This window comes from Amycolatopsis sp. NPDC045836, from assembly GCF_056431745.1.
In genome coordinates, this window is record NZ_JBWKKF010000003.1 from 207,972 (window position 1) to 223,332 (window position 15,361).

A 15,361-nucleotide genomic window follows, 5' to 3' on the forward strand; every position below is an offset into this window, starting at 1 on the left:
CGTTTCGCGGACCGATTCAGCCTGCCCAGGCCCTTGCCGACGGACGGCCCGCGTCGCTATGTTAACGAGGAGTCTCATATCGAATCAAGGGCGGGAGCAGGCCGTTCACCCCGCTGGCACCTGCGAGAAGCCGCATTGCACGCCTACCGAGGAAGCTAGGTAAGTAAATGAGCAGTCTCAGCAGAAGGAAGGTCCTCTCGCTCGGCGTGGCGCTGGGCCTGGTGAGCGCGGTGGGCGTGGCTCCCGGGCCGGCCTCGGCCAAGGCGGGCGTCGCGGCCGCGGGCACCGACCCGTGGTGGGTCTGGGACGAGGAAATCGACGGCATCATGGCCTCGCTGCTCGACTCCGGCGGGGTTCCGGCGGTCAACACCGCGATCGAGCCGTGGGTGAACAACAACCACGAGCTGCCGAGCGGGCTGCCGGGTGACCTCGCCGCCCACCTGGCCAAGGTCAACAAGCTGCCGTCCTGGGCCGACCCGGCGAAACTGCGCCTCGCCGCCGACTTCAACCGGCGCAAGGACACCTACCTGTTCATGCTCTACGGCCTCGGCAGCGGCATCATGAGCACGGTCATCCCGCGTGAGGCCAAGTCGGTCTACTGGTCCGCCGGCGGCGCCGACATGCAGGACCGGGCGGCCAAGACGTTCACCTTCGGCTACGACCTGAGCGACCTCAACGCCTTCGAACCCGGTGGCCAGTTCGTGGTCACGGCCAACAAGACGCGCCTGGTGCACGCCGCGGTGCGGCACCTGCTGCCGCAGTCACCGCACTGGTCGGCGGTCGCGGACGAGGAGGGCCGGATCCCGATCAGCAACGGCGACATCCTGGTCACCTTCCACAGCCTCGGCACGTTCGTGCACAAGAAGCTGACGGAGTGGAAGGTGCCGATGACGGCCGCGGACGAGGCCGCCTTCCTGCACTCGTGGCAGGTCGCCATGCACCTGCTGGGCGTGCGGGAGGAGTTCATCCCGAAGACGTGGGACGCCGCGTACGCGCAGTCGGCGCAGGCGCTCACCCCGATCCTGGCGCCGTCGTTCGAGGGCAAGGAACTGGCCGAGGACCTGCTGGGCCTGACCGCGCAGGTGGATCTGGGCGTCACCAGGGGGTTCCTCAACGAGTTCGTGCGCTACGTGCTCAGCGACGCCATCGGCGACTGGCTGAACCTGCGCCGCGACCCGGCCGCCGCGGCGCTCATCCGCACCGGCTGGCCCGCCTACATCGCCTTCCGCGAGGGCCTGCTCCCGGTGATGCCGGTCGGCTTCTACCTGTTCGACCAGCTGGTCCGCGGGATCGCCATGCTGTTCCTGAACAAGCTCACCTCCCCGGCCACCACCCCCATCACCATCCCGACGGGGAACCGCCCGGGAGCCTGACCCGGCGGTTCGAGGAGAGGAGCCCGGGCGCGGCTGCTTCGGCGGACGCCGGGTTCGAATGGGCTTCGACTCCGGCTGGCGCGGCACCCCGCGTGCCCGAGGCGTCAACTCCCGGAGCCTTGGCCCAACACGCGCAACAACGCCGACGCGAGCAGAGCCACCGGCCGATCACCATCCCCGGCCAACCCCGCCAGCACCACACGGGCACGAGACGGCGGCATCTCGGCAAGGGCCTGGGTCACTCGCAGCCGCACCGCGGATTCCGCACCGGCGAGTTCCTCGGTCAGTGCCGCCATGACCCGGTCGGCGCAGCCGGGGTCCTGCGAAAGCGTCCCCAGGACCTCGGCTGCCTCGACGTCGTTCGTGCCGGTGACGACCATGGCGACGAGGGCGGGCACGGCCGCGGTCGCGCCCCGCTTGCCCAGCGCCAGCGCGGCGTGCTTGCGCACCACCGGATCCGCGTCGTCGAGGACCTTCGACAGCTCGGCGGTCGCCCGGTCGCCGGGTAGTTCGGCCAGGGCCAGGACGGCGCGCCGCCGGATGTCGGCGTCCGGTGAGGACGCACCGGCCGCCACGGCGGCCACGCCGTCCTCGCCCGCCCTGGCCAGCGCCCAGCGCAGGGCGCCGGACACGTTCGCGTCGGCTTCGGTGAGCAGCGCCCTGGCCAGCACGTCGGCGGGCACCGGCAGGTCCTCGGCCGGGGCGAGCACCGCCTGCTGCCGCCGGGCGGCACTGGGTGAATCGAGCCCGTGCAGCAGTTCGACCACCCGCAGCACACCTTCCCAGCCGCCCGGTGCCGAGGCGTCGACGGTGCGAAGCCGGTCGAGCAGCTCCTGTTCCCGCCGCAGCCGCTCCTCGGTCCGCCGGATGAGGTCACCGACCAGGGTGGCCGGGGCGAAGGCCGGATCCTCCAGCGCCCGCCCGATCTGCCGCAGCGACAGGCCCAGCGACCGCAGCCCCTCCACGTGGAAGATCCGGCGGATGTCCTCGGCGGAGTACTCCCGGTAGCCACCCACGGTGCGACCGGTCGGCCGCACCAGCCCGAGCGAGTCGTAGTGCCGCAGCATCCGCGTGCTCACCCCGGACCGGCGGGCCACCTCGCCGATCAGCACGCCGCTCCCCCGGCCCGCTCCGGGCCGAGCGCGACGATCCGCTTGGCCTCCTCGGCGGCGAGGTCGAACCCGGCGTCCGGGTCGCGCAGGAGCCGCTCGGTGGCACGGGCGTGCGCCCGCACCGCCGGGTCGGCGCCGGCCGAACCCCGCCGCAGCACCGGCTCGATCACCTCGCCGAGGGCGACCAGCGCGCGGCTGAGGCTCAGCTGCACGTTCCGGTCACCGCGGCCGAGCTGGGCGGCCAGGTCCGCGGCCAGCCGCGCCCGCTCCCCCGGTGGCACGAGGACGACGGCAGCACGCCAGGCGCTGCGCGCGACCTCTTCGTCGGCGTCGTGCAGCAGCGACCTGGTGATCGCGGGCCAGGCGCGGGCGTCCCCGATCTTGGACAGCGTGTGCAGCGCCTGGCTCCTGGCCTGGGCGCGCTCGGCACGCAGCTCCGCCAGCAGCCTCGGCACGGTGGCCTCCGGCGGCAGGCGGGTCAGCGCCCAGGTGAGCATGTCGCGCACGAAGAAGTCCGGCTCGATCGCGCACCGGCCGACCAGCGCGTCGAGCAGCCCCGGGTCGGGGTGCGTGCCCGCCGCCAGCGCCGCCTGGAGCCGCGTCGACGAGTCCGCGGCACCCAGCGCGCCGGGCAAGTGTGTGGTGTTGATCGTGACCACCTCCTGCGCCCAGTGAAGACCTTGTCACAGTGTCAAGGTCAAGCCCGCGACGCCCCGGCCCCGGGAAAGGGGCACGCACGACCCTTTCGTGAAATCGGCGGAAGCAATTCTCATGATCGTTCCGACGATGGGTGAAAAGGTCCTCAGCCAGTCGAGTTCGGCGCGAACCCGTCCGGGTTGCGCGTTCCCGCGGCGATTTCCCGGCACCGGCGCGGCTGCCACCATTGTCGGAATGCCGTCGAAATCCGGAGGTCAACGATGAGCCTGCAACGCGTCATCACCGATGAACAGGACCTGCAGATCGCTCCCGTTTTCGCCCAGCGGATCAGCGAGGACGTGGTGCCGAAGGGCAGACTGCCGGAGAACCCGATGCCCGCGAGCGTCGCGGCGGGCATCGTCCGCTCGCGGTTGCTGCTGGACGGGCGGGCGGCGCTGAACCTGGCCACGTTCTGCACCACGGCCGCCGAGCCGGAATTGGAGCAGATCTACGCGGAAACCGCGTCGATCAACCTGATGAACCGCGAGGAGTACCCGGCCAGTTCGCACATCGAGCAGGAATGCATCAACGCGCTGGCGGATCTGTGGCACGAGGACGACGGCCAGTTCGTCGGCTGCTCCACCAGCGGCAGTTCGGAGGCGGCCATGCTCGCCGGGCTGGCCATGCTGCGCCGCTGGCGGGAGCAGGGCGGTACCGGTAAGCCGAACATGGTGTTCGGCACGCACGTCCACGTCTGCTGGCCGAAGTTCTGCAACTACTGGGACGTCGAAGCCAGGATGATCCCGCTCGAAGAGGGCCGCACCACCCTGGACCCGAAACTGACCGCCGAGGCGGTCGACGAGAACACCATCGGCGTGGTCGCGGTGCTGGGCAGCACGCAGGACGGGCGCTACGACCCGGTCGCCGACATCGCGACCGCGCTCGACGGCGTGGCCGCCGACCGGGGTGCCGACGTGCCGCTGCACGTCGACGCGGCCAGCGGCGGATTCGTCGCGCCGTTCCTCGACGTCGACTTCGCCTGGGACTTCGCCCTGCCGCGGGTGGTGTCGATCAACGCGTCCGGGCACAAGTTCGGGCTGGTCTTCCCGGGTTCGGGGTGGTGCCTGTGGCGGGATCCGGAGTACCTGCCGGATTCGCTCGTCTTCGACTGCAACGTGCTCGGCGGCCACCACCCCACGTTCACGCTGAACTTCTCCCGGCCCGCCTCCGGCGTGATCGCCCAGTACTATCAGTTCCTGCGCAACGGCCTGGCCGGTTACCAGCTGGTCGCCCAGCGGTGCCAGGAGGTCGCGCGGTACGTCGCGAAGACCGTCACGGCCATCGGCCCGTACGAGGTCATCGCCGACGGTGAGGACCTGCCGGTGGTGGCGTTGCGGCTGCACGACCCCGAAGCCGTGGGGTTCACCGTGTACCACCTGTCCGAGGCGCTCAAGGGCGACGGCTGGCACGTGCCCGCCTACAGCCTGCCGCCGAACCTGGAGCACGTGGACGTGATCCGGGTGGTGTGCCGTCAGGGCTTCACCCTCGACCTCGCGGAACGGTTCCTCGCCAGCCTGGTCAAGCACACCGAGCGCCTGGCCGGGCACCCGTTCCCCCTGCCGGAGGTGGCGGCGGCGCCGACCTTCGCCGACTGACCCGGTGGTCACGCTCGCCGAACTGGAGGCCGACCCCCACCCGGCGTACGCCAGGCTGCGCGCGAGCGAGCCGGTCACCTGGGTGCCGGAGGCCGGGCAGTGGCTGGTGACCCGGTGGCGGGACGTGCACGCGGTGCTGGCCGACGCCGGGCGGTTCACCACCGACCAGCCGGGGTCGCCGATGCTCGCGCTGTGCGGTGGCACGCCGTTGCTGATGCGGGAGGGAGAGTCCCACGAGGACCTGCGGGAGGCGTTCCGGCACGACTTCGCCCCGCACCGGGTCACCGACTTCGTCGACGCGATCGCCCGGCCGGTCGCCTCCCGGATCGCCGACGAGGTGTTCCCGGCCGGCCGGGCCGACCTGGCCGCCGACTACTTCGAGCCGGTCGCGGTGGCGGCGGTGTCGAGGCTGCTCGGGCTCGACGGGCCGGGCGCGGATTCGGCGCGGCGGTGGGGGAAGTCGCTGACGGCGGTGGCGAACGACTTCGGGCGGGACCCGGCGGGCGTGCGGGCCGCGGCCTCGGTGCTGGCCGAGGACGCGGCCGTGACCGCGCTCGTCCACCGCCTGCGGGAACGGCCGGACCGCTCGGTGATCGCACACCTGCTGCACCACGACCGCGGGCCGGGAGAGGCACGACCGGACGCCGACGTGGTGCCGGTGCTCAAGCACCTCGGGCTGAGCGTGCTCGAGCCCGGCTGGCTGGCGGGCTGGACGCTGGTGGCGTTGTGGTCGGCGCCCGCGCACTTCGCCGCGGTCCGCGCCGACCGGGCGCTGCTCGGCGCGGTGGTCTACGAAGCACTGCGGTGGAGCGGCCCGGTCGGCGTGCTCGGCAGGCGCACCACCCGGCCGGTGACGCTGGGCGGGCGGGAGATCCCGGCGGACAGCGTGCTCGCGGTCGCCATCGCGTCGGCCAACCGCGACGAATCGGTGTTCAGCCACCCCGACCGGTTCGACCCGCACCGCGACGCCCGCACCCACCTCGGCTTCGGCGCCGGCGGGCACCACTGCCCCGCCCACCCGGTGGTCACCGCGCTGGCCAGGACCGCGCTGGACGTGCTGCTCGACCGCCTGCCCGGCCTGCGCCCGGCACCCGGCGCCCGGATCACCCCGCACGGCTGGAAACTGCGGCTCCCCGGCCCGCTCGACGCGGTGTGGGACCGGTGACGCCGGGTGACATCCGGCGCCCGGAAAGCGGGTGCCCACCCGTTGATTCGGTTGAGCCGACTCCGGAATGGTGACCGGCAAAAGAAATCCAATTTTCATTTTTTTTCGCCGTCACCCCAGCACCCGTTCAGTTGACGTGCCCGGACGAACCTTGTCACGCCTCGGCCCGTGTGCGGAAACTGTCAGGTGCCGGTCGCCGAACCGGAAAAATCCAACGGAGGGTCTGAACAATGATGCAGGACAACACGGTGCGGCCGCCCCAGGCCGCGGAGAGCCGAGCCGGTTACGAGCCGCCCACCCTGGCTCCGTACGAAGCCCCGATGATGTGCAATGTGGGCGGATACGCGTACCTGACGACGGGTTGCGGATTCAACTTCTTCGAATGGCCGGCGCAGCACAGCAACTGCGGCTCATGGTGAGGAGGTTCGAAACGGGCAGTGGTCGCCAGAGCTGGTGCCTGGTCCTCCCGGACACGGACACCGCACTGGCGGCGACTGCCGCTTGGCGGGTCCGCGGGCTGGACGTGCTGCACCACCCGTCCGGGCGGCCGTGGCTGCTCGGCCGGTGGCAGCGGAACGACCTGACGCCGTTCACCGGCCGCGAATCCTCGGTGGTCCTCTTCGGCGAAGCCTCGTCGAGTGCCCGCGGTCTGGCGGAAAGGCTCGCCGGCCTCCGCGACGTGGCCGACGCCGACCAGGTCGGCGCCCGCATTCCCGGCAGCTACCACTTGCTGGTTTCGGCCGGCGGAAAAGTGCGGGCCCAGGGCAGCGTTTCCGGGCTCCGGCGCATTTTCCACACCACGCACGAGGGCAGCGCCTTCGGTTGCACGCGGTCCGACGTGCTGGCCGGACTCGTGGCCGCCACACCGGACGAGGAATTGCTCGCGGCCCACTTGATGGCGCCGGGGGTCCCCTATCCGCTGGCCGACCGGTCCGTCTGGCGCGGGGTCCACTCCGTGCCCGAGGACAGCCACCTGGTGCTGGACCGGGACGGCCGCGCCCACGTCCGGCGCCGCTGGACCCCGCCCGACCCGGTGCTGCCGCTGCGGGACGGGGTGCCGCTGATGGCCGAAGCCCTCAGCGACGCGGTTTCGGTCCGCACCGAGCGCGGCGGGGTGGTCAGCGCCGACCTGTCCGGTGGCATGGATTCGACCTCCCTGTGCTTCTGCGCCGAGCGGGGTCCGGCCAAGCTGGTGACCCTCACGCGGCTGAGCACCGACCCGGCGAACGACGACGGGACCTGGGCCAGGGACGCCGCCTCGCGGCTCGAAGACGCGGAGCACCTGTTCGTGCACCCGGACGAACTGCCGGGTTTCTACGCGGAGCTCCAGCGGGCCGGCGAGGGCATGGACGAGCCGGTGCTCACCGGCCGGGTGCGCGCCGAGTACGAAGTGGTCGCCCGGTGGCTGCTCGACCGCGGGTCGCGGGTGCACCTGTCCGGCGAAGGCGGCGACCAGATCCTCCAGGGGCGGCCCGCCTTCATGCACACGATCGTGCGCCGCTCCCCGCTCACCGGCCTCCAGCACACCCGGGGTTATCTCGCGCAGAACCGGTGGCACTGGCGCTCGACCCTGCGGGCCCTGGCGGACAACCGGAGCTTCGGGCGGTGGCTGGCCGACTCGGCGGCCGATCTGTCCCCGCGTTCCGCCCACACCAAGCAGGCCCAGCTGGGCTGGCAGGCGCCGCCGCAGCTCCCGCCCTGGGTCCGGCCCGACGCCGTCGAGGCGGTGTCGCGCCGCCTGCGCACCGAAGCCGGCCGGACCTCGCCACTGGCGCCGGAACGCGGGCAGCACAGCGTGCTCTGGACGATCCGCGCCGGAGCCAGGCTGGACCGGCACCTGTCCGAGATCACCGCGGCCGAGGGCGTGCCGATGAGCTTCCCGTTCTACGACGACCGGGTCGTGGAAGCGGCGCTGGCCGTGCGGCTGCACGAGCGCGCCGACCCGGTGACCTACAAGCCGCTGCTGGCCGGGGCCATGCGGGGCATCGTGCCGGACGACCTGCTCGGCCGCAGCACCAAGGGCGAGTACGGGGCGGACGTCCGCGCCGGCCTGTTCGCCAGGCGGGCCGAACTCGAAGCCCTGGTGGACCAGCCGGTGCTGGCCGAACTCGGCCTGATCGACGCCGGCGCGCTGCGCCGCGCCTGCTTCACCCTGATGCCACCGCACCTGACGGTGGCGCGGCTGGAGTCGACCCTGCTCCTCGAATGCTGGCTCCGCGCCCACACCGGAAAGCAGTTTTCGCCCGTCCGCCAAGCGGTTTCGGAGGTGCACCCGTGAGCTTGCCCGTTTCCCTGCACGCCCGCGACCGGCTGCCCTGGTACCGCGCCGCGGCCGTGAAGGCGGTGATCGCCCTCGCCCACGTCATCGGCCGGACCCGGCCACGCACGATCCGCCGTTTCCTCCAGCTCTGCGCCGGTGGGGCCCGGCCGGCGGCCTACCAGGAGGCCGAACGAGCACGGCAACTGGTGGTGAGCGCGAGCATCCGGTGCGCCGGAGCCGGGTGCGTGCCGCGGTCGATCGCCACCGCGCTGCTCTGCCGGCTCGGCGGCACCTGGCCCACCTGGCAGAGCGGGGTGCGGCTCAACCCCTTCTCCGCGCACGCCTGGGTCGAGGCCGACGGGCACCCGGTCGGCGAACCGGCCACCACGCTCGAAGTGAAACCCCTGCTCACGGTCCCGGCAGGCGGGACCCGGAATCACCGTCAACTCACCGGAAGGTGGACGAAGCATGTCCCTGCGATTGGCGAACAGCGTCAGCCAAGCGGAAACCGACGGCGGCCTCGCGCTGCTCGATGAGCGCTCCGGCCAGTACTGGCAACTGAACGAGACGGCCGGACTGGTGCTCCGGTTGCTGCTCGACGGGGCCAGCAAGGAGGAAGCCGTCGCCGAACTCACCCAGCGGTACCAGGTGGAGCCCGCACAGGCGGGCGACGACGTGGGTGCCCTCGTCGCTTCCCTGGAAGAAGCCAAATTGGCGAGGTACGCGACCCGGACCGAGGGGTGATCGAGTTGACCGCGGAACTCGATCGACGGCTTTCGGAAAGCCGCCCGTTCGGAAACAGCGCCGGAATCCGGGAGAAGTTCGAAGCGGGCCAGGTGCACTGGCTCACCCGGATGGGCAACGGCAGCCCCGCCGCCGCCGAACTCGCCGGCCTGGTCCGCCTGGCCGGACCGCGCCAGCGGTACCGGACGCTCGGGGACACCGCCCTGCGGTCGGTCATCGTCCGCTACATCGAGCGGGCCGCGGCCGGAGCGGACCCCTCGGCCATGCCGGACGACGACAGCGAGGTGCTCCGCCAGTCGATCGCCGGGCTCACCAAAGGGCGGGCGCGGTGCCTGCTGGCCGGCGACGGCACGGCGGACAACCGGCTGGGCGCGAACTGGTACCACGGCTGGGTCTGGCTGAAGGACACCTTCGACACCGCACCGGGGCGGGTGACCCGGCAGGTGCTCGAGAAGTACTCCCGGATCCCGCTCGACGCCCCGACCGCGACCGAAGTGGACGCGCTCCGGAAAGGGGTCGCCCTGCTGGAAACCCTGTTGCCCCGCCTCACCGGCAGCGCGTTGAGCCACACGCACGTCGCCGCCGTCATCGCCCCGGCCGGGCACTGGGCGGACATGCGCTCCACCTCGCTGTTCCAGATCGGCGGCGGGGTGTTCCTCGGCAAGACCGCGCTCCGCAACCCGTGGGTGACCGCCGAGTGCCTGCTGCACGAGTCCGTGCACCAGAAGCTCTACGACTTCCGGCACGGTCACACCCTGCTCACCCGGGACTTCGCCACGGAAGACCTGGGACCGCAGCCCGCGGTCGTGGTGCCGTGGCGGTCGCCGGGAAGCGGGCGGGAAAACGCCTGGGACACCTTCCGGGCGCTGTCGGCCGTGCACGTCTACGTCCACCTCGCGGTGCTGGGCAGGGCGGCGGAAGCGCGGGAAGCCGAACTGAAGGGGGAATTCGGCGGCCTGCGGGACGCGCAACCGCGGATGGTCAGCGCACGCACGGCCGCGGAACGGGCGCACTTCCTCGCCGAAGGGCTCCGTGAGTCCTGTTGGGACGAACTGGGCCCGGCGGGCCGCCTGCTGATCGACTGGCTGCAGGCCACCCTGGCGTCCCACGACCCGTGCCCGCCGCCGAAGGGGGCCGACCTGCACCTGCTGATGGACCGCTACCTTGGCGAAGCCAGGACGGTGGCGGCCCGGAGCGTTCCCGCGGAGTTCCTCGCCCGGCTGGCCGTGCTGATGGCCGACGAGATCGCGGTCGTCCAGCGCATCCTGTCGGCCGCCGGCGACGAGCAGGCGAGGGCTCGGTTCGACCAGCGCATTTCCCGGCTTCCGCAACACGGCGGCGAACTGCGTTTCGTCGAAATGAGGACGGTGATCGCCGATTCCCTGCGCGATCTTTCCCAGGACGGTTATCGCCTCATCCCCGCGGACGGCGGTGACGTGCACGGGTCGCTGCGGAAGATGATCGACGAATCCAGCAACCGGATCGCCGTGGAAATCCTCAGTTGAGGGACCGCCTGCCCAGCCGGGAACGGCGCCGGATGCGCACGAGGGCGACCACCGTGCAGATCAGGCCGAGCGGGACGAGCACCAGTTCCCAGAACACGACATCGCCTGCCGTCGCGCCGTCGCGGGTGGCCGCGAGCCCCCAAGCCGCCAGGGCGAGCGCCACCAGTGCCCCGAGCACCACGCGCACGGGGTATCTGGTGGCCCACACCTCGGTCCGCTTCGGGCGCACGGCAGCCAGGCCCGCGGCACGGCGGTAGCGGAGCTTCCGACCGAGTTTCCGACCGATTTCGTAGCCCACCACGGCAGTTCTCCTTTCCGCGTGCGGCGGGAGTAACCTCCTACGCCGTTCGCCAAACCTCGAACTCCGCGGTGCGGCGGGGGCCTCGTGATGTTGACCAGCCGCGAACGCGCGGGCACCTCCGGCTGACGCGCCATGGCCCACCGCCACCGGCCGGCCTCGCGCTCACCAGTCCGGAGGTCCAGGCGACAGGGTTACCACGTCAACGTTCCTCGACGAGGGACTAGCACTTCGCCGAGGGGTTCTCCTTCTCCCAAATTGCCGTCATTGGTCCGCGCTTTGGGCTTGTTGCCCCGTCTCCGCGTGGACTACCTTGTCGGCACTGCCAGTTGATCTTCCGCGTGGACGATCGTTTTTGGTGCTATCAAAGGAGAATCCCAGTGTTCCGAAGAGACGGGGCCGAGCGGCGCGCCGGTCGCGGCTGGTACGCCGCCGTGGCCGCGGTCGTGCTCCTCCTGCTCGGCTCGGCGGCCAGCGCCACGCCGACGGCGACCGAGCGCACGGCGCAGCAGTACCTGCCGGGCTTCACCCACGGGTCCGTGGCCGTGCAGGGCACCACGCTGCACTACGTCCGCGGCGGGTCCGGGCCGCCGCTGGTGCTGCTGCACGGCTGGCCGCAGACCTGGTGGGAGTGGGCGAAGGTGATGCCCTCGCTCGCCGAGCACCACACCGTGATCGCCTTCGACCTGCCCGGCGCGGGTGACTCGAGCATCCCCGGCGGTGGTTACGACAAGGCGACCACCGCGAAGCGCATCCGTGAAGGCGTGCACAAGCTCGGGTACAACCAGGTTTCGCTGCTCGGGCACGACACCGGCGCGCTCGTCGCCTACCCCTACGCCCGCGACTACCCGGCCGAGGTCGTCCGGATGGCCGTGCTGGAGACCCCGCTGTCCGGCTTCGGGCTCGAGGACGTCAACGGCATCAGCTTCCACCTCGGCCTCAACCAGACCGCCGCGCCGGTCCCGGAGAAGCTGATCGACAACGACGACGTGCCGACCTACCTCGGCTGGCTGTTCAGCGGCGCGCGGCACCCCGACCGCATCGACCAGGCCGCCTTCTTCCAGGCTTACGCGAGCCCCGCCCGCCGGACCGCCGGTTACGAGTACTACCGGGCGTTCGCGGCCGACGCGGCGCACAACCAGGCCAACGCGCACAAGCGCCTGCCGATGCCGGTGCTGGCGATGGGCGCCGAATTCGCCTTCGGCCCGCTGGTGGCCAACTCCTTCGGCCAGGTGGGCGACGACGTCCGCGGTGTGGTCGCGCCGGACAGCGGGCACTGGATCGCCGAGGAGAACACGCCCTTCCTGAGCGCGTGCGCCGAACTGTTCTTCGGGCCGCAGGGCGTTCCCGCACCCAGCCCGGAACTGGCCAACTGCGTGGCCTGACCCGCCCCCACCCCGGTCCCGCCCGCGCGGGACCGGGGTGCGCGCAATTCGGGTGCGCCCGGCGCCGGGTCCGGCCCATGGTCCGGCGGTGAGCCACACCTACCCACCGCTGAACCTCGCGGTGCGCACGCCGCGCCTGACCCTGGCCGGGGCGACCGACGACCTGCTGGAGCGGCTGGTCCCGCACGTCCGCGCCGGCGTCGCCAACACCCCGCCGTGGCCCTTCGACGCGGCATCTGGGCGGGACGGGCCCGGGTGAACCAGAGCTTCTGGCGGCTGTACTTCGCCGTGCTGCTCGACGGCGAGCCGATCGGGATGCAGGACCTGATCGGCTCCGAGTTCTCCAAGTACGGCTCGGTTTCCACCTTCTCGTGGCTGGCCCCCGGCACCCGTGGGCGCGGGCTCGGGATCGAGATGCGGGCGGCCGTGCTGCACCTGGCCTTCGCCGGGTTCGGCGCGCGGGAGGCCACCAGCGACGCCTTCAGCGACAACCGGGCCTTCAACCGGGTGTCCGAGGCACTGGGCTACCAGCGCAACGGCACCGACTGGGACACCCGCCGGGGCGAGATCGCCTTGATCCAGCGGTGGCGGCTGCCCCGGGAAGCCTGGGTCCGGCGTGACGACATCGAACTGTCCGGCGTCGGGGAGTGCTTCCCCGCGCTGGGGCTGACCGGGTAGCGCGGCTCACCCGGCCGGGCCGATCCCGTTTGACCGGGAGCGGCCGGGGAAGCCCGGCGGCATGGTGAGCATCGGGTACTTCCTGTCGTGCGAGGAATTCGGCCCGCACGAGCTGGTCGAGCAGGCCCAGCGGGCCGAGGCGGCCGGGTTCGAGCGGTTGTGGATCTCCGACCACTTCCACCCCTGGCTGGACGAACAGGGCCAGAGCCCGTTCGTCTGGTCGGTGCTCGGTGCGCTCAGCCAGGTGACCAGCCTGCCGATCACCACGGCGGTCACCTGCCCGCTGATCCGGCTGCACCCGGCGGTGGTCGCCCAGGCGGCGGCCACCGCGGCGGTGCAGTGCCGCGGCGGCTTCACCCTGGGCGTCGGCACCGGCGAAGCGCTCAACGAGCACGTCACCGGGCAGCCGTGGCCCACCCCGCCGGTGCGGCTGGAGATGCTCGAAGAGGCGATCGAGGTGATCCGCGAGCTGCACACCGGCAAGCTGACCAGTCACCGGGGCAAGCACTACACCGTGGAGAACGCGCGCATCTACACCCGTCCCGAGCAGCCCGTGCCGATCTACGTCTCGGGGTTCGGCCCGGCCGCCACGAAGCTCGCCGCCCGGGTGGGCGACGGCTTCTGCACGGTGGCCCCGGACGCCGAGGCGGTGGCCCTCTACCGCCGGGAAGGCGGCGGCGACCGTCCCGTGCAGGGCGGCATGAAGGTCTGCTGGGCGGCCTCCGAGGAAGAGGGGGTCCGCACCGCGCACCGCAAGTGGCGCAACGAACTGCTCCCCGGCAAACTGCCCTCCACGCTGCCGAACCCCGACGACTTCACCGCCGCGGCCGAGCTGGTCACCGAGGACATGGTGCGGGAGCAGTTCGCCTGCGGCCCGGACCCGCAGGCCCACCTGGCCAAGGTGCGCGCCTTCGCCGACGCCGGGTTCGACGAGGTGTACGTCCAGCAGATCGGCCCGGAGCAGGACGCCTTCTTCGACGCCTGGCAGACCGACGTCCTCCCCCGGGTGCGCGGCAGCTGAGCACGACACCCCGGTTGGCGGCTGGTTTCGAAGGCCCGCCGGGACGAACGTGGACAGGATGAGAAGACGATCCGTCACCACGCTGGCCGCCGTCGCACTGGCCGCCGCGGGCGCCCTGCTCGCGCCGGCCACCGCACAGGCGAGCGGTGCCACCCACAGCTGCCAGAGCGCCACCCTGCACGACTTCCTGGCCAACAAACCGGTGATCGGCTTCCCGTGCACGGGGCCGGTCGGCACGCAGCCACCCGGCTCGGTGTACGACGAGACGACGGGCCTGCTCTACAGCTGCTACTACCTGGAGGGCACCGCCACCCCGGGCGGCCTCTACGTCTTCGGCAGCCTCTGCGAAGAGGTGTAGTACTCCGTACACAGTGGACGGAGCAGGCCCCTCAGCCGGGTGGTGGCGGGGGCCTGCCGGGTTGCGAAGCCGGCCGGACCAGTCAGCTGCCGGGGGTGAGCACGACCTTCACATCGTCCGGGCGGGCGCTGAACGCATCGGCGGCCTCCCCCAGCGGCACCCACCGGGTGATCATCCCAGCCAGCCAGTCCGGGTCCGCCTTCGCCAGCGCTTCGGCGGCGGCGCGGTAGTGGCGCAGGTTGGCGTTCACCGAGCCGAACACGACGTCGTTCTCCAGCACCAGGTCGCGGTTGAGCGCACCGGCGTCGACCTCGATCTTCCGGCCGCCGGAGGACATGCCGGTGAGGCAGGCGATGCCGCAGGCCGCGTTCCGGCGCATCACGTCCAGCACCACCTGGCCGGCGCCGGTGGCCTCGATGATCACCTCCGGCTCGACCCGGTCGGCCACCTCGTCGAACCCGCGGTGGTGGTAGGTCGCGCCGAGACCGGTGACCAGCTCGGGTTTCGGGCCGTCGGTGACCTGGTCGAGCACGTGCACCCCGAGCCCGCGCTGGGTGCCGAGCAGGGCGGCGAGCAGGCCGATCGGGCCGGCGCCGGTGATCAGCACCCGGGACGGCTCGAACCACGACCGGGCCCCGATCCGCTCGATCTGCTCCCACGCCTTGGCCACCACGGAAGCGGGTTCGACCAGCACCCCCAGCTCCCCCAGCGCGTCGTCGACGGGCACGGCGTACTCGGCCGCCACGGTCCACCGGCTGCTGCCGTAGCCGGGCAGGCCCTTGATGCCGCGCTCGGTGTACCGGCCGTTGCGGCACATGTCGAACTCGCCGTGCGCGCAGGCCCCGCAGGGCTCGGGGTCCGGCCGGCGCACCACCCCGGCGACCAGCTGGCCGGGCCGGAACCCGCTGTCCTCGGGGGCCCGCCGGACACGGCCGAGGGATTCGTGCCCCAGCACCAGCCGCTGTTCGCCGTGGGGTGCTTCACCGTACTCACCGGCGACGATCTCCTTGTCGGTCCCGCACACGCCGACGGCGAGACCGTCCACCAGCAACTCCCCCGCGGCGGGTTCCGGATCGGGCACCTCGATCACCTCGAGTGAATCCGGCTGACGCGGGACGACGGTCAAAGCTCGCAAGATCGGTCCTCCTTGCCCTGGCGTTCCCACGAGCCC

At 71.9% G+C, this 15,361-nt stretch carries 16 protein-coding genes; 12 read left to right on the top strand and 4 right to left on the bottom strand.

The features are described 5' to 3' along the window. The first annotated feature begins 167 nt into the window (after positions 1-167). Positions 168-1,373 carry an oxygenase MpaB family protein gene (locus AC07EG_RS05845; RefSeq protein WP_478251871.1) on the top strand — a complete coding sequence of 402 codons (1,206 nt, stop codon included), beginning with the start codon at positions 168-170 and terminating at the stop codon, positions 1,371-1,373. Positions 1,374-1,477: 104 nt separating this feature from the next. Here the strand turns inward: AC07EG_RS05845 and AC07EG_RS05850 are convergent, their stop codons facing one another. Next, positions 1,478-2,485, bottom strand: coding sequence for a HEAT repeat domain-containing protein (locus AC07EG_RS05850; RefSeq protein ID WP_478251872.1), 1,008 nt, complete (start codon positions 2,483-2,485; stop codon positions 1,478-1,480). Then, entirely contained in the window at positions 2,479-3,144 is a 666-nt protein-coding gene (locus AC07EG_RS05855; RefSeq protein WP_478251873.1) for a HEAT repeat domain-containing protein, read from the bottom strand. The genes AC07EG_RS05850 and AC07EG_RS05855 overlap by 7 nt, the downstream gene beginning before the upstream one ends. Positions 3,145-3,402: 258 nt before the next feature. Between AC07EG_RS05855 and gad the strand changes: the two genes are divergently transcribed. From gad to AC07EG_RS05885, 6 genes are all read left to right on the top strand, one after another. Further along, the gene (gene gad, locus AC07EG_RS05860) at positions 3,403-4,776 is read left to right on the top strand and encodes a glutamate decarboxylase (protein ID WP_478251874.1); all 1,374 of its coding nucleotides are present in this window, start codon (positions 3,403-3,405) and stop codon (positions 4,774-4,776) included. A gap of 4 nt (positions 4,777-4,780) precedes the next feature. Further along, a complete protein-coding gene (locus AC07EG_RS05865) occupies positions 4,781-5,941 on the top strand; it encodes a cytochrome P450 (protein ID WP_478251875.1) in 1,161 nt (386 codons plus the stop codon). Positions 5,942-6,323: 382 nt separating this feature from the next. Then, positions 6,324-8,219, top strand: coding sequence for an asparagine synthase-related protein (locus tag AC07EG_RS05870; protein ID WP_478251876.1), 1,896 nt, complete (start codon positions 6,324-6,326; stop codon positions 8,217-8,219). After that, complete coding sequence (locus AC07EG_RS05875; protein ID WP_478251877.1) at positions 8,147-8,737, top strand: lasso peptide biosynthesis B2 protein; 591 nt, start codon at positions 8,147-8,149, stop codon at positions 8,735-8,737. Before AC07EG_RS05870 ends, AC07EG_RS05875 begins: the two co-directional genes overlap by 73 nt. After that, positions 8,670-8,945 carry a lasso peptide biosynthesis PqqD family chaperone gene (locus AC07EG_RS05880; RefSeq protein WP_478251878.1) on the top strand — a complete coding sequence of 92 codons (276 nt, stop codon included), beginning with the start codon at positions 8,670-8,672 and terminating at the stop codon, positions 8,943-8,945. The genes AC07EG_RS05875 and AC07EG_RS05880 overlap by 68 nt, the downstream gene beginning before the upstream one ends. A gap of 5 nt (positions 8,946-8,950) precedes the next feature. After that, positions 8,951-10,450: an aKG-HExxH-type peptide beta-hydroxylase gene (locus AC07EG_RS05885; RefSeq protein ID WP_478251879.1), complete on the top strand. Its 1,500-nt coding sequence runs from the start codon at positions 8,951-8,953 to the stop codon at positions 10,448-10,450. On the opposite strand, the gene AC07EG_RS05890 is transcribed toward AC07EG_RS05885, so the two are convergent. Continuing rightward, positions 10,443-10,751, bottom strand: a complete 309-nt coding sequence (locus tag AC07EG_RS05890) for a hypothetical protein (protein WP_478251880.1) — start codon at positions 10,749-10,751, stop codon at positions 10,443-10,445. The genes AC07EG_RS05885 and AC07EG_RS05890 overlap by 8 nt on opposite strands. A 377-nt stretch (positions 10,752-11,128) precedes the next feature. Here AC07EG_RS05890 and AC07EG_RS05895 point away from each other — a divergent pair, with 377 nt between their 5' ends. The 5 genes from AC07EG_RS05895 (at position 11,129) to AC07EG_RS05915 (ending at position 14,190) form a co-directional block, all read left to right on the top strand. Next, positions 11,129-12,133, top strand: coding sequence for an alpha/beta fold hydrolase (locus AC07EG_RS05895; RefSeq protein ID WP_478251881.1), 1,005 nt, complete (start codon positions 11,129-11,131; stop codon positions 12,131-12,133). Positions 12,134-12,221: 88 nt separating this feature from the next. Next, complete coding sequence (locus AC07EG_RS05900; protein ID WP_478251882.1) at positions 12,222-12,392, top strand: hypothetical protein; 171 nt, start codon at positions 12,222-12,224, stop codon at positions 12,390-12,392. Beyond that, entirely contained in the window at positions 12,389-12,811 is a 423-nt protein-coding gene (locus tag AC07EG_RS05905) for a GNAT family N-acetyltransferase (RefSeq protein ID WP_478251883.1), read from the top strand. The genes AC07EG_RS05900 and AC07EG_RS05905 overlap by 4 nt, the downstream gene beginning before the upstream one ends. A 61-nt stretch (positions 12,812-12,872) precedes the next feature. After that, the gene (locus AC07EG_RS05910) at positions 12,873-13,832 is read left to right on the top strand and encodes a TIGR03557 family F420-dependent LLM class oxidoreductase (protein WP_478251884.1); all 960 of its coding nucleotides are present in this window, start codon (positions 12,873-12,875) and stop codon (positions 13,830-13,832) included. A 58-nt stretch (positions 13,833-13,890) separates the two neighbouring features. Then, entirely contained in the window at positions 13,891-14,190 is a 300-nt protein-coding gene (locus AC07EG_RS05915; RefSeq protein WP_478251885.1) for a hypothetical protein, read from the top strand. 82 nt (positions 14,191-14,272) lie between these two features. On the opposite strand, the gene AC07EG_RS05920 is transcribed toward AC07EG_RS05915, so the two are convergent. Next, on the bottom strand, positions 14,273-15,325 hold the full coding sequence (locus AC07EG_RS05920; protein ID WP_478251886.1) for a glucose 1-dehydrogenase: 1,053 nt from the start codon (positions 15,323-15,325) through the stop codon (positions 14,273-14,275). Between the last annotated feature and the right edge of the window lie 36 nt (positions 15,326-15,361).